The 25,412-nt window shown below is 61.9% G+C and carries 10 protein-coding genes; 4 read left to right on the forward strand and 6 right to left on the reverse strand.

Going from position 1 to position 25,412, the window contains the following annotated elements:
• The 3 genes from V3W39_RS19645 to V3W39_RS19655 all read left to right on the forward strand — a co-directional run.
• The coding region (locus tag V3W39_RS19645) for an amino acid adenylation domain-containing protein (RefSeq protein ID WP_330213152.1) at nucleotides 1-4,602 on the forward strand (4,602 nt) is incomplete at its 5' end.
• 11 nt (nucleotides 4,603-4,613) lie between these two features.
• On the forward strand, nucleotides 4,614-13,211 hold the full coding sequence (locus tag V3W39_RS19650; protein WP_330213153.1) for an amino acid adenylation domain-containing protein: 8,598 nt from the start codon (nucleotides 4,614-4,616) through the stop codon (nucleotides 13,209-13,211).
• Between the two features lie 63 nt (nucleotides 13,212-13,274).
• Nucleotides 13,275-14,231 carry an alpha/beta hydrolase gene (locus V3W39_RS19655; protein ID WP_330213154.1) on the forward strand — a complete coding sequence of 319 codons (957 nt, stop codon included), beginning with the start codon at nucleotides 13,275-13,277 and terminating at the stop codon, nucleotides 14,229-14,231.
• Between the two features lie 80 nt (nucleotides 14,232-14,311).
• Here the strand turns inward: V3W39_RS19655 and V3W39_RS19660 are convergent, their stop codons facing one another.
• From V3W39_RS19660 to pvdM, 5 genes are all read right to left on the reverse strand, one after another.
• A complete protein-coding gene (locus V3W39_RS19660) occupies nucleotides 14,312-16,723 on the reverse strand; it encodes a TonB-dependent siderophore receptor (protein WP_330213155.1) in 2,412 nt (803 codons plus the stop codon).
• Nucleotides 16,724-16,831: 108 nt separating this feature from the next.
• A complete protein-coding gene (locus tag V3W39_RS19665) occupies nucleotides 16,832-18,481 on the reverse strand; it encodes a cyclic peptide export ABC transporter (protein WP_275965395.1) in 1,650 nt (549 codons plus the stop codon).
• 119 nt (nucleotides 18,482-18,600) lie between these two features.
• Complete coding sequence (gene pvdO / locus V3W39_RS19670; protein ID WP_330213156.1) at nucleotides 18,601-19,491, reverse strand: dihydropyoverdine dehydrogenase; 891 nt, start codon at nucleotides 19,489-19,491, stop codon at nucleotides 18,601-18,603.
• Between the two features lie 31 nt (nucleotides 19,492-19,522).
• Nucleotides 19,523-20,800 carry a pyoverdine-tailoring periplasmic protein PvdN gene (gene pvdN / locus V3W39_RS19675; protein WP_330213157.1) on the reverse strand — a complete coding sequence of 426 codons (1,278 nt, stop codon included), beginning with the start codon at nucleotides 20,798-20,800 and terminating at the stop codon, nucleotides 19,523-19,525.
• Nucleotides 20,801-20,827: 27 nt separating this feature from the next.
• On the reverse strand, nucleotides 20,828-22,177 hold the full coding sequence (pvdM, locus tag V3W39_RS19680; protein ID WP_294736477.1) for a pyoverdine-tailoring dipeptidase-like protein PvdM: 1,350 nt from the start codon (nucleotides 22,175-22,177) through the stop codon (nucleotides 20,828-20,830).
• 152 nt (nucleotides 22,178-22,329) lie between these two features.
• Between pvdM and pvdP the strand changes: the two genes are divergently transcribed.
• Nucleotides 22,330-23,961 (forward strand): pyoverdine maturation tyrosinase PvdP, encoded by a 1,632-nt coding sequence (gene pvdP / locus V3W39_RS19685; RefSeq protein WP_330213158.1) that lies wholly within the window; start codon nucleotides 22,330-22,332, stop codon nucleotides 23,959-23,961.
• A 44-nt stretch (nucleotides 23,962-24,005) separates the two neighbouring features.
• Here pvdP and V3W39_RS19690 read toward each other — a convergent pair whose 3' ends face one another.
• The gene (locus V3W39_RS19690) at nucleotides 24,006-25,412 is read right to left on the reverse strand and encodes an efflux transporter outer membrane subunit (protein ID WP_330213159.1); all 1,407 of its coding nucleotides are present in this window, start codon (nucleotides 25,410-25,412) and stop codon (nucleotides 24,006-24,008) included.

Raw genomic sequence — 25,412 nt, forward strand, 5'->3', positions numbered from 1 at the left:
CTGGGTGAGGGTGCACTGCTGATCGACCAGGGCCCGGTAACCGGCGACAGCGTATTGCTGCCGATCCATCAGGCATTTTTCGACACGGCAATTCCTGAGCGGCACCACTGGAACCAGTCGGTACTGCTCAAGACCACGCAGCCGCTGAACCCTGAACATCTGGAACACGCCCTGCACGCCCTGCTGGTGCAGCACGATGCCTTGCGCGTGAGCTTCGTCCAGCAGGCCGATGGCTGGCGAGCGACTTACCAGGCGGTCAGCGAGCAACCTCTGCTGTGGCAACGCAGCATCAGTGACGCTTCGGCGCTGGAGCAACTGGGCGACGAAGCCCAGCGCAGCCTGGACCTGAGCAATGGCCCACTGCTGCGCGCGGTGCTGGCGACCCTGGCCGACGGCAGTCAGCGGCTGCTGCTGGTGATCCATCACCTGGCGGTGGACGGTGTGTCGTGGCGCATCCTGTTTGAAGACCTGCAAACCGCCTACGAGCAACTGCAGCAGGGCCGCGTTGTGGCATTGCCGGCCAAGACTTCGTCGATCAAGGCCTGGGGCGAGCGGCTGGCTCGCTTTGCCCGGGAGGAGGCGCTGGAGCAATTGCCTTACTGGCAAATGCAGTTGCGGGATGTTCAAGCCCAATTGCCCTCGGACCATTCGGGTGGTCGACAAACCAACCAGGACGGCCTCACGGTGTACAGCCGTCTGGACTCGGTGCAGACCCGCCGCCTGTTGCAGGACGCCCCGGCGGCCTATCGCACGCAAATCAACGACCTGTTGCTGACGGCCCTGGCGCGGGTGATTTGCCGCTGGACCGGCCAGGCGAGCACCTTGATCCAATTGGAAGGGCATGGCCGTGAAGACCTGTTTGATGAAGTTGACCTGACCCGCAGCGTCGGTTGGTTCACCAGTGCTTTTCCGGTCAAGCTGACCCCGGCCGGTGACCCGGCGAGTTCGCTGAAAAACATCAAGGAACAACTGCGCGCCATCCCCGACAAAGGCCTGGGTTTTGGTGTGTTGTCTACCTTTGCCGAGACAGCGACGCGTGAGGCTATGGCGCAGTTGCCTGCACCGCAGATCACCTTCAACTACCTGGGCCAGTTCGACAGCAGTTTTGACGATGGCGATGTACCGCTCTGGGCACCTTGCGACGAGGCCCGTGGGCCGGAGCAAAACGCAGAGGCACCGTTGGCCAACGGCCTGATCCTCAATGGCCAGGTGTACGCCGGCGAACTCAGCCTGGGTTGGGCCTTCAGTGCCCAACGTTTCGATGAGTCGACCATCCAGCGCCTGGCCGATGACTACGCCCGTGAGTTGGCTGGCCTGGTGGAGCATTGCTGCCTGCCGGGCGCCGGAGCGGTGACGCCGTCGGATTTCCCGCTGGCGACCCTGAGCCAATCCGCGCTGGACGGCTTGCCGATGACGGCACACAGCATCGAAGACATTTACCCGTTGTCACCGATGCAGCAAGGCATGCTGTTCCACACGCTATATGAACAGGCCTCTGGCGATTACATCAACCAGATGTGCCTGGACGTCGAAGGGCTGGACCCGGACAAGTTCCGCCAGGCCTGGCAGGCCACCCTGGACGCCCATGACATCCTGCGCACCGGCTTCGTGTGGTTGGCTGAACAGGATCAGCCGCTGCAGATCGTGCGCAAGCAGGTGACCCTGCCTTACGCGTTGCACGATTGGCGCGGGCGTGCCGGGCAGGCGCAGGCCTTGCGCCAACTGGCCGAGGCCGAACAAGCCAGGGGCTTCGAGCTTCAAGAGGCACCGTTGCTCAGGTTGACCCTGGTGGCGCTGGATGATCGTCGCCATCACCTGATCCTGACTCATCACCATATCCTGATGGATGGGTGGAGCCACTCGCAGATGCTCGGTGAGGTGTTGCAACGCTACAGCGGTCATAACCCGTCGGTGTCGACCGGGCGCTATCGTGATTACATTGCCTGGCTGCAAGGTCAGGACCAGACGCTACGGGAAGCGTTCTGGAAACAGCAGCTGGCATCGCTGCAAGCACCGACGCGCCTGGCCCAGGCGGTCGTTGCGCCACGTGTCCAGGGTACGGGCTATGCCAGCCACTTCGAGGTACTGGATGCTACTCAGGCGCGCCTTCTGAACGAGTTTGCCCGCCAGCAGAAAGTCACCCTCAATACCTTGCTGCAAGCCGCCTGGCTCCTGCTTTTGCAGCGTTATACCGGGCAGTCGACGGTGTGCTTTGGTGCCACCGTGGCTGGGCGTCCGGCCGATCTCAAAGGGGTCGAGCAGCAGATCGGGTTGTTCATCAACACCTTGCCAGTGGTTGCCAGCCCGCTCGCCGGGCAGAGCGTCAGTCATTGGTTGCAGGCGGTCCAGGCGCAAAACCTGGGGCTGCGTGAGCATGAACACACGCCGCTGTTCGAGATTCAGCGCTGGGCCGAACACGGTTCCGAGTCGTTGTTTGACACCCTGTTGGTGTTCGAGAACTTCCCGATCGCCGAAGCGTTGGTCCAGGGCAGTGACAATGGCCTGGTGTTTGGCGCGGTTGCCGTCCAGGAGCAGAGCAACTATCCGCTGACATTGTTGGTCAATGCCGGGCAGACGTTGGCCCTGCACTATCACTATGACTGCAGCGTGTTTGGTTCAGAGGCGATGGCAGGTATCGCTGGCCACCTCAACCGGTTGCTGGTCGAGTTGACGACCTCAAGTGAGCGGGTGCTGGCTGATGTGGTGATGCTCGGTGGCGACGAACGTCAACTGATTGAACAGACCTGGAACGCCAATGCCCTGGACTTCCCGCGTGAGCGGTGTATCCATCAGCAGATTCAGGATCAGGTGCAGCGTACTCCCGATGCCCTGGCGGTTATCTGGGGTGATGAACACCTGACCTACCGCCAGTTGAACGGCCGGGCGAATGCCCTGGCCCACAAGCTGGTGGCGTTGGGTGTTGGCCCTGAAGTGCGGGTTGGCGTGGCCATGCCGCGCAGTGCGCAGATGGTTGTGGCATTGCTCGCGGTGCTCAAGGCGGGTGGTGCGTATGTGCCGCTGGACCCGGATTACCCGGCCGAGCGCGTGGCGTACATGCTCAAGGACAGCCAGGCGCGGGTGTTGTTGACGCAATCTGATGTGCTGGCGGCGGTGGAGGTGAATGCATCCATCGAAGTCCTGCTGGTTGAGGCTCAGGACACCGATGACCAGGACCCGGCCGTTGTGGTCAGTGCGAATAACCTGGCCTATGTGATCTACACCTCCGGCTCCACCGGCTTGCCCAAGGGCGTGGCCATTACTCACCGCAACGTGGCGGCTCTGACGCAGTGGTCGCAGCAGGTTTACAGCCCTGAAGACATTCAAGGTGTGTTGGCCTCAACGTCGATCTGCTTCGACTTGTCGGTGTGGGAGCTGTTTGTGACCCTGGCCGGCGGCGGTTTTATCGTCGGTGCCCGCAATGCCCTGGAGCTGCCGGAGCTGGCGGCCCGAGACCGGGTGCGCCTGATCAACAGCGTGCCTTCGGCGATGGGAGCCTTGCAGCGTGCCGGGCAAATCCCGGAAAGCGTGCGCATCATCAATCTGGCGGGCGAACCGTTGAAGCAGTCGCTGGTGGATGCGTTGTATGGCCGTGGGCATGTGCAGCATGTCTACGACCTGTATGGCCCATCGGAAGACACCACTTACTCCACCTGGACCCGCCGCGAAGCCGGTGGCCAGGCCAATATCGGCAAGCCGTTGGCCAACACGGCCAGCTACCTGCTGGACGCTGAATTGCACTCAGTGCCCGTCGGCGTGGCGGCGGAGCTTTACCTGGCGGGCGAGGGCATCACCCGTGGCTACCTCTTGCGTCCGGGGTTGACCGCCGAGAAGTTTGTGCCGAACCCGTTCTCGACCACCGGCGAGCGTTTGTACCGTACCGGCGACCTGACCCGTTATCGCCCGGAGGGGGTGATCGAGTACGTCGGGCGTATCGACCATCAAGTGAAAATCCGCGGTTTCCGAATTGAGATGGGCGAAATCGAAGCTCAATTGATGGCCCAGGGCTCGGTACGCGAGGCCGTGGTGCTGGCGGTGGAAGGTGTGAGTGGCTTGCAACTCGTGGGTTATGTGGTGCCTAGCCAGCCGGGCCTTATCGACGCCGACGCGCAAGCAGACTTGCAAGACGACCTCAAGCGCCGTCTGCATGAAGTGTTGCCTGCCTACATGGTGCCGGCGCAGTTGCTGTTGCTTGATTACATGCCGCTGACCCCCAACGGCAAGCTTGATCGCAAGGCCTTGCCGGCCCCTGGCGCGGTACAGCGTCGTGACCAATACACACCACCGCAGACCGACACCGAGCAGCAATTGGCGCAAATCTGGAGTGAGGTGCTTAACGTCGAGCAGGTCGGCCTGGAGGATGACTTCTTTGCATTGGGCGGGCATTCGTTGCTGGCCACCCAACTCATCGTGCGTATCCGTGAGCGAATGGACCTGCAAGTGCAGCTCAAGACGCTGTTCGCTGCCAGCAACTTGCGCACCTTCAGTGCCGAAGTGGCGCAGTTGGGATCGGCCAGTGAACCGCTGATGGATGAATTGGCTAAATCTTTGGAGGCCCTCAAACGTTTAACAGGGGATGAGCTTGAAAAGCTAATTTCAGAGTGAAGGGGATAGGTGTGAAAGAGTTGATCGGAGCAGTGGGCGAGCTTTCGCCAAAGGAACGCAAAGCCTTGGCGGTGCTGCTTAAACACAAGGGCATCAATCTCTTCAGTGTCGCGCCTGTTTTCAAGAGAAACGCCAGTGAACCGTTGTTGCTGTCCTACGCTCAGGAGCGGCAGTGGTTCTTGTGGCAGATGGATCCGGACAGTACGGCTTACCACATCTCCAGTGCCTTGAGTTTGCGTGGGGCGCTGGACGTGGCAGCTCTGGAGCGCAGCTTTTCGACGCTGATCGAGCGTCATGAATCGCTGCGTACCCATTTTGTCCAGGACGGTTCACAGCGGCTGCAGGTCATCAGCCCGGCGGCGGGCGCCAGCATCGACTTGCACACGTTGGCGCCGGCGCACGCGCTACAGCGTGACGCTCAGATCAAGGCGTTCGTGGAGGATGAAACCCGACAGTTGTTCGATTTGCAGCAAGGCCCGCTATTGCGGGTCAAGCTGCTGCGAGTCAGTGCCGATGAGCATGTGCTGGTGCTCACTCAGCACCATATTGTTTCCGATGGCTGGTCGATGCAGGTGATGGTCGACGAGCTGGTGCAGTGCTATGCCGCCTACAGCGAGGGACGCTCGGTCGAGTTGGCGCCGTTGCCGGTGCAGTATGCCGACTATGGATTGTGGCAGCGCCAATGGATGGAGGCGGGGGAGCTGGAGCGCCAGTTGGGCTACTGGACCGAACGCCTCGGTGGCGAGCAGCCGGTACTGGAGTTGCCGTTCGACCATCCGCGTCCCGCCGAGCAGAGCTTTCGCGGCAACACCCACACCCTCAACCTGGGCGCGGAACTGGTTGCCGGCCTCAAGCGGCTGGCCCAGCGCGAAAACGTCACCCCATTTATGTTGTTGCTGGCCTCGTTCCAGGTGCTGTTGTACCGCTACAGCGGCCAGGGCGATATTCGGGTCGGGGTGCCGGTGGCTAACCGGAACCGTGCCGAAACCGAACGGTTGATCGGATTCTTCGTCAACACGCAGATTCACAAGGCAGACGTCGACGGGCGCACGTCCTTCCGCGAGTTCCTGCAGCAGGTCAAGCAAAATGCCGTGGGCGCGCAGGCACATCAGGACCTGCCGTTCGAACAACTGGTGGAAGCCCTGCGGCCCGAGCGGACGTTGAGCCACAACCCGCTGTTCCAGGTGATGTTCAACCACCAAAGTGAAGACACTCGCGGGCGGGTCGAGGTGACAGGCCAGGCCTCGCGCCTGGAGATCGAACGCCTGAGTTGGGAAACCCATACATCGCAGTTCGACTTGACCCTCAATACGGTTGAACACAGCGAGGGCCTGTCGGCGCAATTGACCTATGCCACTGACCTGTTCGAGCCGGCCACAGTCGAGCGCATGGCGGGGCACTGGCAGGCTTTGTTGCAAGGGATTATCGCGCAGCCTTCCCGGGCAATCGCCGAGCTGCCGATGCTCGACACGGTGCAGTTGCGCACGCTGTTGCAGGACTGGAATGCCACCCAGGCCGCTTACCCGTTGGACCAAAGCGTACAGGCGCTGATTCAGGCCCAGGTGGACTCGACGCCGGAGGCCATCGCCCTGGTGTTTGCCGGCCAGCAACTGAGCTATCGCCAGCTGGATACGCTGGCCAACCAATGGGCGCACAAGTTGATCGAGGCGGGTGTCGGCCCGGACGTGCTGGTGGGCGTGGCGGTCGAGCGCAGTATCGAGATGGTGGTGGGGTTGCTGGCGGTGCTCAAGGCCGGCGGTGCTTATGTTCCGCTGGACCCGGACTATCCCGAGGAGCGCCTGGCCTACATGATCGAGGACAGTGGCATTGGTTTGCTGCTGACCCAGCAGGCGCTGCGTGAGCGCTTGCCGATCCCGGCGCAGGTGGTTTGCCTGCTGCTGGATCAGCCGCTGGCCGGGTACGCTTCGACCTGCCCGCCGATCAGCGTGCAGCCGGAAAACCTGGCGTATGTGATTTACACCTCCGGTTCCACCGGCAAGCCCAAGGGGGCCGGCAATCGTCACTCGGCGCTGACCAACCGCCTGTGCTGGATGCAGCAGGCCTATGGCTTGAGTGAAGTGGACACGGTGTTGCAGAAAACCCCCTTCAGCTTCGACGTGTCGGTGTGGGAGTTCTTCTGGCCTTTGATGACGGGCGCGCGCCTGGTGGTTGCAGCGCCCGGCATTCACCGCGAGCCGGCAAAGTTGATTGAACTGATCAACCTTGAGCACGTCACCACGCTGCACTTTGTACCGTCGATGCTGCAAGCGTTTGTCGCCGATGTAGCGGTCAACCGTTGCACCGGCTTGCAGCGCATTATCTGCAGCGGCGAGGCCTTGCCGGTGGACGCGCAGCAGCAAGTGTTCGCCAAGCTGCCTCAAGCCCGGCTTTACAACCTGTACGGCCCGACCGAGGCTGCTATCGATGTCACCCACTGGACCTGCCGTGAAGAAGGGCGCGACAGCGTGCCTATCGGCCAGCCCATTGCCAACCTGGGTACCTACATTCTTGATGCGGGCCTGGGGCCGGTAGCCGTCGGGGTGGTGGGTGAGTTGTACCTCGGCGGTGAAGGACTGGCGCGGGGTTATCACCGTCGTCCGGCGTTGACCGCCGAACGCTTTGTAGCCAGCCCGTTTGGCGGCGGCCAGAGGCTGTACCGCACGGGCGACCTGGCGCGTCACCGGGCAGACGGCGTGATCGAATACGTCGGGCGTATTGACCACCAGGTGAAGATCCGCGGCCTGCGGATCGAGTTGGGGGAAATCGAAGCACGCCTGATGGAGCAGGACGCGGTGCGCGAAGCGGTAGTGTTGGCGGTAGACGGCGCGAGCGGCCAGCAACTGGTGGGCTATGTGGTACCTGCCCAAGGCGATGTGGACGAAGCGTCGCTGCGCGAAGTACTCAAGGCCCGTTTGCGCGAGGTATTGCCGGACTACATGGTGCCGGTGCACCTGTTGTTCCTTGAGCAACTGCCCCTGAGCCCCAACGGCAAACTGGAGCGCAAGGCGTTGCCCAAGCCGGATGTACGCCAGGCTCAACAAAATTTCATTGCGCCGCAAAGCCCGCTGGAGCAGCAGATTGCCGCGATCTGGCAAGACGTGCTCAAGCTTGAGCGGGTCGGTTTGTCGGATAACTTTTTCGAGCTGGGCGGCGACTCGATCATTTCGATCCAGGTGGTGGGGCGTGCCCGCCAGGCAGGCATTTTCTTCACGCCCAAAGAGTTGTTCCAGCACCAGACCGTACAGGGGCTGGCAGGCGTCGCGCGCATTGATGCCGTCGGGCTTGAAGTCGAGCAAGGCGCAGTAACGGGCAACCTGCCGTTGTTGCCGATTCATCAGGGATTCTTTGAAGAACCTATCGCCGAGCGTCATCACTGGAACCAGTCGGTGCTGCTCAAGCCGACACAGGCTATCGAGGCTGCGCTGTTGGAGCAGGCGTTGCGTGCGCTGCTGGTGCATCACGATTCGCTGCGCCTGGTGTTCAGTCAGGGCGAAGAGGGCTGGGCCGCTACTTACCGCAGTGTCGAGGCACTGTTGCAGGGCCGGAACGTGTTGCAGGAGGTGCAACTGCCCGATACGCAAGCGTTGCAGGCGTTTGGCGAGCAACTCCAGCAGAGTCTCGACCTGCTGAACGGGCCGCTGCTACGGGTGGCGCTGGTCGCGTTGGCGGATGGTTCGCAGCGTGTGTTACTGGTGCTTCACCATCTGGTGGTGGACGGTGTTTCCTGGCGCATCCTGTTTGACGACTTGCAGCTTGCCTATCGCCAGTTGGCGAGCGGGCAGGCGCTCAAGCTGGCGCCCAAGACTCATTCTGTCCGGGCTTGGGCCGAGCACTTGCAGGCTTATGCGCAGCGCCCCGAAGCGCAAGCCGAAGTGCAGTACTGGCAGCAGCAGTTGCAGGATACCCGCCCGGACTTGCCGGTGGATCATCCGAGCGGTGGCCTGCAAAACAAACATGGCCTCACGGTCCATTCACAGTTGAGCAAGGATCTGACGCAGTTGCTGCTGCAGGAAGCGCCCGCAGCTTACCGGACCCAGGTCAATGACCTGTTGCTGACGGCGCTGGCCCGGGTCATGGTGCGCTGGACCGGCCACGACCAGGCACTGATTCAACTTGAAGGGCATGGCCGTGAAGATCTGTTTGCCAGCATCGACCTGACCCGCACGGTCGGTTGGTTCACCAGCCTGTTTGCGGTGAAACTCACGCCGGCAGCGGGTATTGGTGAGTCAATCAAGCAGGTCAAGGAGCAGCTGCGAGGCGTTCCGCAGCGGGGTATCGGCTTTGGAGTGCTGCGCTACATGGGCAGCCCCGTGCACCGCAAGGTACTGGGGCAATTGCCCGCGCCGCGTGTGACCTTCAACTACCTGGGGCAGTTTGACGGCAGTTTTGATGTGGATGCCGGTGCGCTGTTTGTGCCTTCCGGCGAATCCATCGGCCTGGAACAAAGCCCGCAAGCACCGCTGGGCAACTGGTTGACCATCAATGGCCAAGTGTACGGCGGCCAATTGAGCCTGAACTGGGTGTTCAGTCGGGAGATGTTCAATGAAGCGACGATCGAGCATCTGGCGCAGGCGTACATCGCCGAACTCCAGGCGCTGGTTGAACACTGCAGCCAGTCGCAAAACCTCGGCGCGACGCCCTCGGACTTTGCCCTCTGCACCTTGACCCAGCAACAGCTGGACAGCCTGCCCGTGCCGCTGGAGCAGGTCGAAGACCTCTATCCGCTGTCACCGACGCAACAAGGCATGTTGTTCCATACGCTGGACCCGTCGGCGGCGCACCTTTATATCAACCAGACCTGTGTGCCTGTCGACGGGCTGGACGTACCGGCGTTTATCGCCGCCTGGGATCAGGTGGTCGCGCGCCATGAGATTCTGCGCACTGGCTTCTGGTCATCCAGCGACCTGAGCGAACCGTTGCAGGTGGTGTACAAGGCCGCCCAGGTCTCGGTGCAAATCGTCGATTGGCGCGATCGCCAGGTTGATGCTGACGCCTTGCAAGCGTTGGCGCAGGACGATTGCGCCAGGGGCTTTGACATGTTGGCGGCCCCTCTGACGCGCCTGACTCTGGTGCACCTGGATGAACACCGCCACCAACTGATCTGGACCAGCCACCATATCCTGATGGATGGCTGGAGCAACTCACGCTTGATGGGTGAAGTCTTCGAGGTGTACGCCGGCCGCGCCTTGCCTGCGCGCAAAGGGCATTACCGCGATTACATCGCCTGGCTGCGCCAGCAGTCCGCGGAAACGGCGTCGCTGTTCTGGAAGCCGCAACTGCAAGCCCTTGAAGGTCCCACCAGCCTGGCGGCGAGCATTCATCCCCAGCCCGAGCCTGGCTTGGAGGGGCATGCGGCGCTGTACCTGAATTGGGATGTCAACCAGACCCGGCGCTTGCGCGAATTTGCCCAGCACTGGCGTATCACCCCGAATACTTTGATCCAGGCGGTGTGGTTGTTGCTGTTGCAGCGCTATACCGGGCAAGCCAGTGTGTGTTTCGGTGCCACCGTGGCCGGACGTCCGGCCAGCCTGCCGGGTGCGGACGAAATGCTCGGGTTGTTCATCAATACATTGCCGATCGTCCAGCAACCGGATCCGGCCAAGGCGCTGTGCCAGTGGCTGCTTGAGTTGCAGGCGCTCAACCTGGAAGTGCGCGACTACGAACACGCTGCGCTGGCCGATATCCAGCGCTGGTCGGGGCAGGGCGGCACGCCGTTGTTTGACAGCATTATTGTGTTCGAAAACTACCCGGTGGATGAGCGCCTGGCCGAGGTCGGCAATCAACACCTGCAGTTTGGCCAGGTCAGTACCCGTGATGTGACCAACTACGCGATGGACCTGGCGATCAACCTGGGCCAGACCCTGAAGATCGAGTTCCTGTATTTGCGCAACGCGTTCACCGAACAGGCGTGCGACCAGGTTCGACGCAGTTTCGAGACGCTGTTGTTGGCCATGCTCGATTCGCCTCAGGCCCGGGTGGGCAGCTTGCCGACCCTGGCGTGCGACGAATACGCCAGCTTGCTCGCCGCGAACCCGCTGCGCCAGGTGCCGGCCACACCACCCTTGTTGCCGCAACTGATCCAGCAACAGGCCCAGGCGCGAGCCGAGGCCGTGGCGCTGGTGTGTGACGGCGTGCAACTGACCTATGGGCAATTGGAGCGGCGTGCCAATCGCCTGGCCCATTACCTGATCGGCCTGGGCGTGGGTCCGGAGGTGTGCGTCGGAGTCGCCCTGCAGCGCAGCGTCGAGGTGATTGTCGCGTTCTACGCGGTCATGAAGGCGGGGGGAGCCTATGTGCCGCTGGACATCGATTACCCTCGGGAGCGCCTGGACTGGATCGTCAAGGATGCGAATGTCTCGGTGTTGTTGACCCAGAGTGGCGTCAGCGAAGGCTTTGGGGCGTTGGACGCGACCACCCGGGTGTTGCTGGACCGCGTGTCTCTCGACAGCTTCCCGGATGCATGCCCGCCATCGCGCCTGCAACCGGATAACCTCGCTTACCTGATCTACACCTCAGGCTCCACGGGGCAACCCAAGGGCGTGGCGGTGAGTCACGGCCCCATTGGCATGCACTGCGCCGCGATTGCCGAGCGCTACGAAATGGATGTGGCGACGCGCGAGTTGTTGTTCATGTCGTTCGCCTTCGACGGTGCCCAGGAGCGGTGGCTGTCGACCCTGCGCAGTGGCGGGTGCCTGGTGATTCGCGACAATAACCTGTGGACCCCGCAGGAAACCTGGCAGGCGCTGCACGAGCAGCGCATCAGTATTGCCTGTTTCCCGCCAGCGTATCTCCAGCAACTGGCGGAGTATGCCGAAGGCCGGGAAGCCCCGCCGGTGCAGGTCTACTGCTTTGGTGGCGATGCCGTGGCGCAGGCCAGTTTCGAACTGGTCAAACGCACCCTCAAGCCGCGCTATCTGACCAATGGTTATGGCCCAACGGAAACGGTGGTCACGCCCCTGTTGTGGAAAGCCACCGCGAGCGAAACCTGCGACGCTGTGTATGCGCCGATCGGCAGTCGAGTTGGCGAGCGCAGCCTGTATGTGTTGGATGCGTGCCTCAACCCCGTGCCGCAGGGCGTTGCCGGTGAGTTGTACATCGGTGGTGAGGGGCTGGCACGCGGGTATCGCCAGCGTCCGGGAATGACGGCCGAGCGTTTTGTCGCGGACCCGTTTTCCACGGAAGGCGGACGGCTCTACCGCACCGGCGACCTGGTGCGTCAGCGGGCGGACGGGGTGTTCGATTACCTCGGACGCCTGGATCATCAAGTGAAGATCCGTGGCTTTCGTATTGAGCTTGGCGAAATCGAATCAAGGCTGCGTGACATGGCCGAGGTGCGTGATGCGGTAGTGGTCGCACGTGACACCAGCGCCGGCAAGCAGTTGATCGGGTATGTGGTTGCCGATGAGCATCCGGCGCTTGCCGAGCGTTTGCGCCAGGACTTGCAGGCGCAACTGCCCGATTACATGGTGCCGTCGCAGATTCTGGTGGTGCCAGCGTTTCCCGTCAGCCCCAATGGCAAGCTGGATCGCAAGGCATTGCCAGACCCCGAATTCAAGGGGCGCCATTACGTTGCGCCACGCAACCCGGTCGAACAGGCGCTGGCCGCGATCTGGCAAGAGGTGCTGGAGGTCGAGCAGGTGGGTGTCACCGACAACTTCTTCGAGATGGGCGGCGATTCGCTGCGCGTGCTCAAGGTGCTGGGCAAGGTTCGCGGCAACACGCAGCTTGGCTTGGACCTGAAATTGCGCGACATGATGAGCAAGCCGACCATCGCCCAGCTCAGTGGCCATGAAGAGGTCGGGGCTCCGCTTGATCCGTTGTTACTGCTCAACAGTAACGTGGCGAACCGCCGTCCACTGTTCTGCCTGCATGCCGGTTTCGGCACCGTATTTGACTATGAGCCACTGGCACGCCTGCTGGAAGGGAAGTGCAGCGTCTATGGGGTGCAGTGCCGCATGCTGCTGGACCGCCAATGGCAGGATGAATCATTGCCGGCGATGGCGATCGATTACGCTCAGTACATTCGCCAGAAGCAGGCCTACGGACCGTATCGTTTACTGGGATGGTCACTCGGTGGACCCTTGGCGCTGCTGGTGGCCAAAGAGCTTCAGGAGCAAGGCCAGGCAGTGGAATTTGTCGGGCTGGTAGACAGCTACATTCCCACCTCAACGCCCGCCACCTCGGATTGGCGCGATGACCTGCAGGATTTCCTCGCAGCCACCCTGGGCCAGACCTGGCCGCAGGCATTGCCGGTCACCCTGCAGCCAGCTGCCGTGGAAGTGATCATCAATAGTTTGCAAGCCAGTCAACCGGCCGGCGGGCGTTATGGCCAACTGGAGGCGACCGACCTGGCACAGGCGTTTATGGTCGGCATGCAACTCAAGGCCCTGGCGCAGGCGTTCAGCGTCTTGCCGTGGGTGGCAGTCGACACGTGCTGCTGGTGGGGTAATGGCGTGAGCACGCTGGAGCGTCAAGCCTTCGAGCGGCTGCTGCCACAACTCACCGGCGCCGAGCAGATCGACGCCGGCCACTACGACCTGCTGCGCAACCCTCTGTTGTTGCAGCGCCTGGCGGGCTTGCTCCACAGCGCCGAGCTGATTACCGATTGACCCTGGCGCCGGCCCTGGGGACGGGGCCGGCGTCGTACCTCACTACTTTCCAAGGAAAACATGATGCCCTTGCACCCCGACCTGGCTGCGTTTCTGGAGCTTGTGGAAATGGGCCGTTGGAGCGGAAAAAGCCAACCCCTGCATGATTTGTCCGTGGCGCAGGCCCGTCGCGAATTCGAAAATACCTCGCTGATTCTCGACCCCAGCCCTCCTGACGCTATTGAAGTGCAGCCGTTGACCTTTACCGGCGCCGACGGCAATCCGCTGCCGGCACGCCTGTATCGCAAGCCTGGACGCGGCCACGGAGCGCAGCCGGTGATTTTGTACTTCCACGGCGGCGGCTATGTGGTCGGTAGCCTGGACTCACACGACTCGGTGTGCCGACGCCTGGCGGGCACCAGTGACTATGCGGTGCTGGCCCCGGCTTATCGCCTGGCGCCCGAGGCACCGTTCCCGGCGGCGGTGGATGATGCACTGGCGGCAGCCAACTGGCTGGTCGAGCAGGCGTCGCAGTTGCAACTCGATGCCAGTCAGGTGGTCGTCAGCGGTGACAGTGTCGGCGCTACGCTGGCGATGATTGTCGCCATGACCGCCGTGCAGGAACCCCAGCGGCTGGCCTTGCGGCCTGCGGCGCAATTGCTGTTTTATCCGGTCACCGATATCACGCGGCTGCGCGATTCCCACCGGGCTTATGCAGAGGGATATCTGCTGGAAACCAAGACACTGGAGTGGTTCTACCAGCACTACATGGGCACTGCCGGTAACCGCCATGACTGGCGCGCTTCGCCGCTGTTGAGCACGACGTTGCCCGCACTGGCGCCGGCCTGCGTGATGCTGGCCGAATTTGACCCGTTGCTGGATGAGGGGCGTGAGTGGATCGCGCGTCTTGAGGCGAGCGGCACACCGGTGACCGCAGTCATCCAGCCGGGGCTGACCCATGACTTCCTGCGCATGCAGGGCCTGGTGGCGGAGGTTGAGGGGATTTACCTTGAGGTGGGCCGGTGGTTGGCCAGTCGCTGAGACCTTGCGTCCCGGTTGCTGTCTTGCTGTGTTGACAACACCCTGCCGTGGCAGGGTGTTGTTGTTTCAGGGGCTGTGTTTTACATGCTCCACTTCATGGTCACGGCCACGTTACGCGGGTCGCCGAAGATGTTTGCGCCTGCCGGGTTACTGATGCTCTGGTAGTAGTGCTTGTCGAACACGTTGTTCAGGTTGGCTTGCACCTTGAGGTTTTTGTTCACGTTATAGCCGGTCATCAGGTCGACGATGCTGTAGCCGCCCTGAGACACGCCGTAGGTTGTGTATGTGCTGCTCTGGCTACGGAATGAACCGCCGATCGACCATTTTTCGAGATCGCCCGGCAATTGATAAGTGGTGGACAGCTTGAGCAGGTTGTATGGCGTGTCGCTGTCGAAGCGACCGCTGCCGCCCTTGACGTTTTTGGCACCGGCATAGGTGTAGCCGGCCGAGGCCTGCCAGCCACGGGCAAGCATGCCTTGCAGTTCAAGGTCGACGCCTTTGGTTTCCACTTCGCCGGAGGCCACGGAGCAGGAAGCAACACCCGGTGCACAGGCATCAAGCCCTTGGGCGAGGTTTTCCTGGTTCAACTGGAAGTAGGCCAGGCTGGCGTTCAACGCGCCGTCAAAGTACTCGCCCTTGATCCCGACTTCACGGTTGGTACCGGTGACTGGCGGCAGCAGGCTGCCCTGGAAGTCCACGTTGGCTTGCGGCTGGAAGATTCTGGTCCAGCTGGTGTACACCGAGTAGGTATCGTTGATGTCGTAGATCAGGCCGGCATAGGGGGTGTATTCCCGCGTCGCCTTGTAGTCGGCGCCGAATGTGTATTCGCCGGAAATAGTGTTCTGTTCGTATTCGTACCAGTCCAGGCGTGAACCGAGGATCAGTTTCAGGTCGTCGCGCAGATGGAAGCGTACGGTGGCGTAGGTGCTGTATTGATCGACCTTGCCCTTGCGCGACCAGTTGTAGTTGATGGCCGGTTTCTCTACGCCGTGATAGTCGAAGTTTGACGGGTCGAGCACGATGTTCGGGTCGTTGAGGAAACCACCGCCGGGGCCATCGTCGGTTTTATCGTTGCGATAACTGCCACCGAGCACCAGTTCGTGGGTCGCACCAAACAGGGTGAAGGGGCCGGACACGTAGCCGTCGACGCTTTTTTGCGTGTGCTGGTAGGTGTAGCGGCCCACGTTCAGGTTCAACTGATCCGCACTGGAGTCCAGTCGATAGAAACTGGTGCCCAGCATGTCCAGGTCGCCTCGCAGCCACGTGGTATTCAGGCGCAGTTTCCAGTCGTTGTCGAAGCGGTGCTCAATTTCGGCAAATGCGCTGGTGTTTTTCTTGTTCCAGTAGGTCCAGTTCGGGCTCATGCGCGTCGAACGGGATATCGGCAGGAACGTGCCATCGGCGCGGGTCGGAATGCCCGACCAGTCGGCACCCGGGTTGTCCTCACGGTTGTAATACGCTCCGAGGGTCAGGGTGGTGGCTTCGCTCAGGTCAAATTCGGTGATGCCGTACAGCAACTGTCGCTTGCTGCTGTAGCCATCGGTAAAGCTGTCTTTGTCCTGGAAGGCACCGACCACGCGGCCCCTGATCGAACCGCTGGAGTTGAGGGCGCTGCTGGCATCGATTTCAGTGCGGTAGTTGTCCCACGAGCCGGCACCCAGGGTGACCGACACTTGCGGCTCGACGGTGGGGCGTTTGCGGATCAGGTTGAGGGTGCCGGACGGGTTGCCGGCACCGATCATCAGGCCCGATGCACCGCGTACCACTTCCACCCGGTCGAACATCGCCAGTGTCGAGGTGCCGAGGGTGTCGCTGTCATACGCGACGGGCAGGCCGTCGATCATGATGTTGTCGATGGCGGAGCCGCGGGAGTAGAACTCCGGGCGTTCACCGCCGGTCTTGCGCATGGTCAGGCCTGGGGTATACGTCGAAATGTCCTCCAGGGACTGCATGTTCTGGTCATCCATGCGCTGGCGGGTGATCACCGTGACCGACTGCGGCGTCTCGCGCATGGAGGTCGCCAGTTTGGTCGCGGTGCTCATGGAGGCGGTGGTGTAGGAGCCGGTGCCTTCGGTGGTCTCACCCAGTTGTTGGCCGGTAACGCTGGTGGCCCCCAGCTCCAGGGCGCCGCCTTCGCTGCGGCCGGTGATCGTGATGGTGTTGCCGGAAACTCCGTACGCCACGCCGCTGCTCCCCAGCAGCTTCTGCAGCGCCACGGTGGGCTCCATGGAGCCGCGCACAGCGATGCTTTTCAGGCCCTTGAGCTGGTCAGGCGAATACAGCACCTGCAATTTGCTTTGTTGGCCAAAGGCCTGAAGTGCGCTGGTCAAGGACTGGGCGGGAATCTGGAAGCTGATTTCCTGGGCTTGTACCTGGCACGCCAGCGGTAGCGCAACCATCAGCCCGAGCAGGCTGGGTGCCAGTCGGGGCTTGAGCAGGTGGCGCATCCAGATGGCTTTTGAAAGGGGTGTCAACGTTGTCGGCGCGGGCATTGGCTGGGCTCTTATGTTGGCGATGCTAATGGTAATGATTGTTATTAATGAAAGTGAGACGCAGCAACACACCAGAACCGGAAAAAATCTTCCGGTTAATTTCAGGTATCAGGCCGGAACCTGTTCGATTGCGACTTTTCCAGCTTCCAGCCGTACCAGTTGATCGGCGACATCGAAGTAGCGGTCGTCGTGGGAGATAACGATGATGGTCTTGCCCAGGCGCTTCAGGTCGGGCAGCAACTCGGTGTAGAAAATTCGTCGGAAGGTCGGGTCCTGGTCGGCGGCCCATTCGTCGAACACCAGTACTGGACGCTCCTCCAGCCAGGCATTGACCAGGGCCAGTCGCTTGCGCTGGCCGGTCGACAGGTCGGTGGTGGTGAACTTGCCGTCACGCACGCTGACCTTGTGGGCGATCTCCAGGCGCTGCAGGTATTTTTGCGCGTCTTGTGGCAAGTGGCTGTCACCCTGGACGACGTCATCGAACAGGTAATAATCGGCAAAAATGGTGGTGAACAACTGGCGGTATTCATCGCGACCCTGGGCGGTAACCGCTTGCCCATTGAGGCTGACGTCACCTTGCTGCGGTGCATACAGGCCCAGCAGCAGCTTGATCAGCGTGGTTTTGCCACAGCCGTTTTCACCCACGATAAACACGATGTCGCCTTGCTTGATCTGCAGGTTGACCGGGCCGAGGCGGAAAGGATCCGCGCCTTCAACCGGAGGGAATGCATACGACACATCCCGCAGTTCGATGCTCTGGATGCTGCGCTTTTGCTGTTCGGTATCACTGAGCAACAGGTGCGGCTCGGGGGAGGAGAACTGATCCGACAGTTCCGAGATCCGGCGAAACGCGATCTTCGCGCGGCTGACAATCGGTAATGTGCCTACCAGATGTTCCAGCGGGCCTTTCATGTACAGCAACACCAGTACGAACCCGCTCATTACGGCCTTGTCATGGCTTGGCCACACGGTTTGCAGCACCAGCGCCAAGCCGATCACAATGAAAAACAACATGGAGCCGAAGGTCTTGGCGATCACGAACGTGTTGATCGAGCGAATCTGCGTCTTGCAGATAAAGTCGGCGGTCGCCTGGATCCCGTGCACAAACATGCGGTGGCGGCGCGGGCGATGGATGCGCAGTTCCTTGGCGCCATCAGCAATCGCGTTGTAATGACGCTGCAAATCGTCCTCGGCTTCCCGCGCAGCCTCGAAGCCCTTGACCCCGCTGGACTGCGCGATGAACTGGGCGCCGGTACCGATGGCAATCGCCACCAGCATCAACAGGAACATCGGCCATGACAGCAGCGCCAGGTAGCCCAGGCAGCCCAGTGTGACGGTCATCGAAATGGCCAGGGGCGCAAAGGCGAAGGCGAAGTCGCTGATGGTGTCGACGTCGTGGGTCAGTACCGGGATCAGTCGGTGGCTGCGATAGCGCTCGATCTGATCGATGGGCGCGGCGAGAACCTTCTCCCCCAGGGTCTTGCGCAACGTGGCAATGATGTTCTGGCCGACGAAGTTGGTGCCGATGTCGGAAAAAATCGAGCTGAGCAGGGCCAGCAGGCACAGGCCGGCAAACAGGGCCACCACACTGCTGGTGGGGCTGCTGTCGGCGTGCAGGGCATTGTTGATGGTCGCCAGCAATACCGTCACGCTCAAGCCGCCGATCATGCCCAGCAGGATGGAAAGGGCGACGATTAACCTGAAGGGTTTGAGCAGGGTAAACAATTCATGAATGGCGCCGCGCGTTGGCTGGGTCATGAGGGGACGGTTCCTTGGGTGGAATAGGCAGATACCCTTTAGAACGTCTGGTCACGCGCTTAATTTAGACGGTCGCCGATTGACGGCGACCTTGCTTGCGCGGGAGGTTGCGGCAGGCCTCAGAGATCGCGCACCACCCGAAATCCAATCCAGTCACCGCGGGTTTGCGGGTAGATATTGTTACGGTTGCCCGAGCGGGAAAACACCGGAGCTTCGCCCCAGTCATTGCCACGAATCTGGCGGGACTCGCAGCCCGGTTCCACCCAGGCGCTGCCATCGGTCGGCGCCCCGATGTAGTTGGTGTGTTCGCAGTCGGCCAGCCACTCGTAGACGTTGCCGTGCATGTCGTACATGCCAAAGGCGTTGGGTGGGTAGCTGCCCACCGGCGATGAATAGCTATAACCATCCGCCGGGCCGTAGGTGTTGGCGTGCTCGGCGATGCTGTAGCCCTTGCCCGCGTCAAACGGGAACGGGAATGGTCCGGTGGAGCCGGCGCGGGCAGCGTATTCGCGTTGGGCTTCGCTGACCATCTGGTAGGTGTGGCCGGTTTTTTTCGACAGCCAGGCGACGTAGTTCTTCACGTCGTCAAAGTCCATGCACACCGCAGGCTGGCGCGGGCCCTGGGGGTAGCGCGGCTTGCTGGCGATGCATTCGCGGCCTGGGCGCTCGTCGCCGTTGGCGATCTTGACCCCGGTCTGGCGCACGTAGCTGTCCCACTCACCGGCGGTGACGTGGAAGCGGCTCATGGCGAAGGGTTTGGCGAACGTGACATCGTGCATGGGGCCTTCGTCGGGCTCGCGGCCGACTTCATCTTCCGGCGTGCCCATGGTGAAGGTGCCGGCGGGCAGCACGACCATCTCCGGGCAGTCCTTGCAGTCCTTGAACACCTTGCCCGGCTGTGGCGCGGCGGCTGCCTGGGCGAGGCCTGGCAGCAGGGCGCCGCATAGCATCGTCAGGGCCAGAGCGGCCAGTGGTTTGAGGCGGGATGGAGCGGGAGTGTCACTGTTCATGGGGCGTCTCGATCAAAAGGAAAAAGGGGCGTCAAAACCGTTGGCTGAGCAAGGTCATGAAGCGCTGGATCTCGGTTGATGTGTTGAGCAGGCCCGGAGAGGTACGCACCACCGGGCCCACGTCGCGGTCCACGGCATCGATCACCACGCGGTTCTTCATCATGTGCGCCGCGACCTCGCCGCTGTCCTGGCCCTTGACCCGAAAGAACGTAAAGCCGGCCGACAGCTCGGGGCTGCGCGGCGTCACCAGCTCGATTTGCGAGTGGGCCAGCAGTTGGCTTTTCAGTTCGTCGTTGAGCTGGTGAATGCGCGCCTGCACCTGCGCCTTGCCCAGTTGCAAGTGCAGCTTGAAGGCCTCGTCTGCCGCCCACCGATGTTCGAAGGCGTGATAGCCGCCCGGTGTCATGATGGTGGCGAAGTTATTGTCTTCGGAGAAGGTGGGCACCATCGGCGTCACGTAGCTGTTCTGCTCTGATCGGGCACACACGATTCCAGTGCCGCGTGGGCCGAACATCCACTTGTGAGTGCCAGCGATAAAGAAATCACAATGCATGTCGGGGAAGTCGAGGTTTTCCACGCCGAAGCCGTGCACGCCGTCGACCACGTAAAGGATGCGGTCCTTGTCGTCACGGTTGCGGTTGTGTTCGTCCACCAGCGTGCCGATTTCGCCAATCGGCAATTTGACGCCGCTGCCGGACTGCACCCAGGTCATGCCAAGTACACGGGTGTTGGGGCGGATATTGCGCTTGATCGAGCCGAGCACTTCGTCGGCGGACACGCGGTTGGCATCCTCGAACAGCTTGATCTTGCGCACCTGGGTGCCTTGTTTGCGCACCCGGAAGTCGAGGCTGTACTCAGTGGCGTAATGTTCGTGGACGGTGGTGAGGATCTCCTGGTCAGGGCGCACCTGGATTCCGCCATAGATCATCGCCAGGCCTTCGGACGTGCTGCCGGTCAGGGCGATCTGGCCAGGTTTGGCGTTCAGGTAGCGGCCGGCCCATTCGCGCACCTGGCCTTCACGTTTCCAGGTTTCCTGCAGGTCCCAATCCATGGCCAGGCCGGGGTTGCGGTCGATCTGCGCGCGGTAGCGGTCAATCGCATCGCGCACCGGTTTGGGGTGCGAGGTCACCAGGAAATTGGAAAAATGCAGGTAGTCCGGGTCTTGGGTGAACAGCTGGCGAAAGCCTGCCCATGAGTCGCCGGGTGACGCCGGATTGCCTGCCAGGGCCTGGGGAATGATGGCGGTGCCCAGCGGCAGGCTCGCGGCGAGAAGCCCGGCCTGCTTGAGAAACGTACGGCGGTCGGTCATGAATTCACTTCATTCATTGGGGGTGGTTCAGCGATTGGCCAAGGGCTTGGCGGCTTTTTGTACCTGGTCCCAGACCCGCAGGAAGTTACCGCCCCACAGTTTGGCGATATCGGCTTCGGAGTAGCCGCGCTGGATCAGTTCGGCGGTGACATTGCGCACCTCGCCGACGTTCTCCCAGCCCTGAACCCCGCCGCCTTCGTTAAAGTCTGAAGCGATGCCGACATGATCGATGCCGATCTTGCGCACGGTGTAATCGATGGCGTCGCCCAGGTCCTTGAGTGTGGCTTTGGGTTCCTCGTCGAGAATCGCGTACAGGGCGCTGGCGTACTGGCCGAATTTTTGCTCGGACCAGGCCGAGATGATCGGATCGCCAGGCATCAAGGCCATGGCCAGGTTGGGTAGCGGCGGTAGATCAAAGCGTGCACGCAGGGCGTTAAGCTTGTCTTGGGTGGGCTGGCTGAGCGGGCGCAGGTAAGCGGAGAAACCGACGACCTGGACCACGCCGCCGCTGTTTTTGATCAGTTGCATTTCCTTGTCGCTGAGGTTACGCGGGATGTCCACCGAGGCGCGCGGTGCCGAGTGCGAGGCAACCATCGGCGTGCGACTCAGTTGGGCGACTTGCTCCAGGGCCTTGGTCGACATTTGCGAAACATCGATGATCACCCCCAGGTCATTGAGGCGGTGTACCGCTTGTTTGCCAATGTCCGAGAGACCGTCGAGGGCATCGGGCGAATCATTGAAAAACGGCAGTGGGCGTGACGAATCGGCCCAGGCGTTATTGCCAATGTAGCTGAAGCCGAACATACGCATGCCGCGTGCGGTCCACAGGTCCAGTTGGTTCAGGTCGTTGCCCAGCGGGTAGGCGTTGAGCATGCTGATAAAGACCGCAAACTTGCCTTCGCCGTGCAGGCGTCGGAAGTCATCCGGGGTATAGGCAATGCCCACCTGATTGGGAAAATCGCGGACCATGCCGGTGATGATCTTGTAGCGGACTTCCTGTTGGTGTCGGGCTTCTTCGACAAAACCTTCGGTGGGCTTGTGCGGGGCATTCGGACCGTTCCACATTTCCGGCCAGCCGAAAATCGTCAGTGCAGCACCGGACAGCCGGCCACGGCTGGCCTTGGCCAGGTCGAACTGACCGGCACCGTCCTTGTCCGCCTCGTTGCCGGTGGCGCCGAAGTCGAGCATCACCGTGATGTGACTGTCGAACGACAGCAGGCGGTCCTGCAACTCATCGGCTTGCTTGATGACCTCCAGCGGGTAGCCGGCGTTGCCCTTGAACCAGTGATCCCAGACCAGGAAGCCAGCACCTGCGCCAATGGCCAGGACCAGCGGCAGGCCCAGGTACAGCGCCTTTTTCGAACGTGGTTTTGTCATTGCCATCTCAGTCAGTTGAGGCCTTTGCTATCAGGGAAGAACGAGTGATGGCGGGACAAATTTAGGCGGGTGGCCATTGGCGGTAAATTTCCCCTTGCCGGGAACGTTCTAGCTTGGATAAAGCCTGCTTGATGGCTGACACAGGTAAAGCAATGACGATTTCTCGACGAGGGTTCATCGCAGGCTTGGCACTGACGGGCGCCGTAGTGCCTGCGGCCTATTACGCCCATCGCGAGTTGACGCGTGAAGAAGAGTTTCCGATCACGCCGGGCGAGGCCACGGTCGACCTTGCGGACACCGCTGGCCAGCAGTTGGCGAACAGCCTGAGGGGTGTCTGGAGCCTGCGGTTCAAGGGTCGGGATGCCGGGCTTGCGGGCTTGCCGCTCAGCGGGCTGGAGCTGCTGCTCGACGTCGCTCCCCGTGGTCGTGGCCTGCGGGGCTATCTGGACACCGCCGAACAACTGCGCTTGGACGAAGAGCCACGCTATCGGGTGATCGGTGACCTGGCGCCTGGCAATGGCGCTCGACTGTACGTGCGGTTGATCGACCGTGATGCGCCGGACGCCGCGCCGACCCATGAACTCACAATGATCCTTGATGAAGTGTGGGGCGAGTTCGGTAATGCCGGTGGTGGAACCCTCAGCGGGCAAATCCTGCGCCTGGATCGGCCATTGGCGTTGCTTGAGCTGGACAACCATTTTGTCGCCAGCAAGCAGCTGTTTCCCGAAGCCCGGGAGCGTATCGGCCTGCACCCGACATTGCTGGCCTGGTTGATTGCTCCCGAACATCGCCTGTTTCACCAACTCTGGCACGCCTCCCGTGATCAGTGGCACAAACTCTCCGAAGAGAAGCGCAACGCGCTGCGCGGGATTGGCTGGCAACCCGGGCCACGGGACAAGGAGCGCGACGCCCGTGGTCCGCACAAGGATCGCAATGGCTCGGGCATCGATTTCTTTTTCATGCACCGGCATATGCTGGGCACTGCGCGGTCCATGCAGGACTTGCCCTCGTGGCCGTACTTTCCCCAGCCGCAGCCTGCACTTGAGCGTGACCGGCAAGGGTTTATCCGGTATTTCGACAACCATGACGGCTTCGCGCTGCCGCCGACCTGGATGGCCAGTGACGATGCCGAATACACCCAGTGGGTCAGCGATATCAAGGCGGCCGAGACCTACCACAGCAACTTTGAGGTATGGGAGTCGCAGTACCGCGACCCGCGCTACCTGGCCAAGTTGACGTTGGGGCAGTTCGGTTCAGAAGTCGAGCTGGGCCTGCATGACTGGTTGCACATGCGCTGGGCGTCGGTACCGCGGGACCCGTCCAACGGCGCACCCGTGCCGTTTGCCCGTGACCCTGCGGACTTCGCTGCGCGCTGGTACACGGCGCAGAACGACTTCCTCGGTGATCCGTTTTCATCCCACGTGAACCCGGTGTTCTGGCACTTTCATGGGTGGATTGATGATCGGGTCGAGGATTGGTTTCGGGCCCATGAGCGTTTTCATCCTGGTGAAGTGAGCCGGCTGGAGGTCAACGGCGTGCCATGGTTTGCGCCGGGGCGCTGGGTTGAGGTGGATGACCCCTGGTTGGGGCCGGACACCCACGGTTGCAGCACTGTGCCGGGTTTGCAGATGGGCAAGTCGATGGAGATGGACCCGGAAACCATGAAGCTGGCGCTGCGGATTACCTTCGGGGCGGATGAGGACAAGCTGGCCGAGCTGTTTCGCAAGGTGCCAAAGCGTCCCTGGTATGCGCGGCATTTGAAGGTCAAGGAGCGGGCGCTCTAAAGGGCGCCGTTCAACGGTGGTGGCCGGGAAAGCCCGGCTTTCATTCAGTTGATCGTGCCTGGCACCTGCCATCCGCCACCCAGCGCCTTATACAACGCAATGCTTGCGTTCAGCCGCGACCGGCGCAATTGCACATTCAAATCCTGCGCAGCATATAACGTACGCTGCGTCTCCAGCACCGTCAGCAAGTCCTCCGCCCCGGCTTCATAGCGGCTCTGGGCAATCTCGAAGGCGGTCTGCGCCTCACTCAACTCCACGCTCTGCCATTGGCGCTGTGCATCCAGCCCGCGAATGCTGCTCAGGGCTTTTTCCACATCGGCAAAGCCATTGATGATCGCCCCTCGGTAAGTCTGCAGCAGCTCATCCTGGCGTGCGCGGGCCTTGTCCCGTTCGGCGCTCAGGCGGCCATTGTTGAAGATCGGTGCGACCAGCCCGGAAGTGAGGTTGTAGAACGGGCTGCGTAACACGTCGCCGAGCTTGTCAGCGCCCGAGCCAAGGTCGGCACTGAGGGTGATGGTGGGCAGCATGGCTGCCCGGGCCACGGTGACGTCTGCCTGGGCTGCTGCCAGCCGGGCCTCGGCGCTGGCGATGTCGGGCCGGCGGCTGAGCAGTTGGCTGGGAACACCGGCGGCGATGCTCGGCCAGTTCAATTGGGCAAAGGGTTGCGGGGCCAGGTGCAGGTCCTGCACCGGTGTGCCCAGCAGTGCCGCGAGGCTTATCAAGGCCTCGTCGGCCTGTTGCTGTGCCAGCGGCAGTTGGCGTTGCTGTGCGGCCACGAGGCTTTTTTGCTGGGCCAGTTCCAGGGCGGTGGCGGAGCCTGCATCGTGGCGAGTCTGCACCAGCTTCAACACGTTTTGGGCGTTGTCCAGGTTGAGTTGGGCGATGCGCAGTTGCTCACGCAATGACAGCCACTGGGTATAGCTGGTCGCAACACCGCTGAGCAGGGTCAGCTCAACGGTGGCCTGGTCGAATTCGCTGGCGCGCACCTCTTCCACGGCGCTGTCCCGGGCGGCGCGTTTGCCACCCCAGAAATCAATTTCGTAAGTGGCGCTCAGGCGCGCATCAAAGTAATCCACGGCCTTGTTGCTGCTGTCGGCATCCAGCTGGCTGTAGCCCTTGCCCCGCAGCAGCTTCTGGCGGTTTGCATTGAGCGCGCCGGTGAGTTCAGGCAGCAACGGTGCGCCGGCTATCACTGCGCTGGCCTGGGCCTGGCGCACCCGGGCCATGGCGCTGGCCAAGTCGTAACTGCCGCTGCGGGCCTGTTCGATCAGTTGGTTGAGCTGGGGGCTGTCAAAGCGTGTCCACCATTGCTGGTTGGCCTGCAGCGCCGTTGCGTCGCGTGCGCTGTGCCAGGCGAGCGGTGTTTGCATGCCTGCGTCGGGACGCGGTGCGGGGGTGCTGCAGGCGGCCAGCAGCAGGCTGGCGGCGAGGAGGGTCAGGGGCACTTTCAT

The organism is Pseudomonas sp. Z18(2022), assembly GCF_036346535.1.
GTDB classification, from domain to species: Bacteria; Pseudomonadota; Gammaproteobacteria; order Pseudomonadales; family Pseudomonadaceae; genus Aquipseudomonas; species Aquipseudomonas yamanorum_A.